Origin of the sequence: Streptomyces sp. NPDC020898 (assembly GCF_044333925.1) — a bacterium.
Classification (GTDB): Bacteria; Actinomycetota; Actinomycetes; order Streptomycetales; family Streptomycetaceae; genus Streptomyces.
In genome coordinates this window covers 1-1,125 of the sequence record NZ_JBIRRV010000054.1, presented here as the reverse complement: position 1 = coordinate 1,125, position 1,125 = coordinate 1, and the positions used below count along the sequence as shown (strand labels likewise).

1 protein-coding gene is annotated in these 1,125 nt (G+C 65.4%); it reads right to left on the bottom strand.

Annotated elements, in window-relative coordinates; translation table 11 throughout:
- Window positions 1–23 precede the first annotated feature (23 nt).
- The gene (locus tag ACH4TV_RS48315) at window positions 24–893 is read right to left on the bottom strand and encodes an IS5 family transposase (RefSeq protein ID WP_398407864.1); all 870 of its coding nucleotides are present in this window, start codon (window positions 891–893) and stop codon (window positions 24–26) included.
- Between the last annotated feature and the right edge of the window lie 232 nt (window positions 894–1,125).

Sequence of the window (1,125 nt, the reverse complement as noted above, 5' to 3'; positions counted from 1 at the left end):
AGAGGTCGTTTTATCCCGTTGTTTCATCCCGGGATGCGAATTTGATCCGGTGATGTCGGGTCGCGCCAGGAGATGGTGTTCTCGCCGGTGAGGCGGCGGGCCATGAGGTCGGTCATGGCGAGGTGGATCATGGCTTCGGAACGGTGCGGGTGGGTTTCGTAGTCGCGCGCCAGGCGCCGGTGGAGCATCAACCAGCCGTAGGTCCGCTCCACCGCCCACCGTTTCGGAATCGGGGTGAATCCCCTGCTCCCAGGGGCGCGTTGGACGATTTCGAGGTCGATGCCGAGAGTGGCGGCATACTCGACGAAGTGCTTGCGGTAGCCGCCGTCGACCCAGACCTTGCGCAGGGTGGGGTGATCGGCTGCGGTCTGCTCCAGGAGGGTGCGGCCAGCGGTGGAGTCCTGGACTCCGGCGGCGGTGACCAGCACGGCGAGCAGCAGGCCGAGGGTGTCGGTGATGATGCTGCGCTTACGGCCCACGATCTTCTTGCCCGCGTCGATGCCCTGCGTCCTGGCGGGGACGGAGGTGGAGGTCTTCACGCTCTGGGAGTCGATCACGCAGGCCGAGGGGTGGCGGTTCTTGTCTTCCTGCTGGCGCACCAACTCCCGTAAGAGGCCGTTGAGTTGGGCGAATATTCCGTCGGTCTGCCACTTGGCGAAGTAGCCGTAGACCGTCTGATGGGGCGGGAAGTCATGCGGGAGGTAGGCCCACTGGCAGCCGGTGCGGTCCACGTACAGAATCGCGTTCATGATCTCGCGCAGATCGTGCCGGGGCGGCCGGCCGAAGTCCAGGGCCCGGCCGCGGCGCTCGAATCGCCAGGCGGACAGCACCGGCTCGATCAACTCCCAGCGGGCATCGGACAGATCACTCGGATACGCACGACGGTCGGTCATGTCCTGGGCATACCGCCGATCGGGGGCGTGCGCCCAGGCGTGCGTTCTGCCGCGCCGAAGCACGGGACAGAACCGGGCGTCCTGGAATGAGACAGGCGTAGGGCGCCGCTTGCCCCAGACACCACACCATCCGCCTCACCAGCCGCGACCCACACTGCAGACCCGCCAGCACCAGACCATCAGCAGGTACAAAGCTAGAGATAACACCGTACTAAAGATGAAAACGACCTCT

Bases quoted from the DNA above. Each gene is read 5' to 3' on its own strand.
- ACH4TV_RS48315 (WP_398407864.1), bottom strand. From the start codon at position 893: ATGACCGACCGTCGTGCGTATCCGAGTGATCTGTCCGATGCCCGCTGG.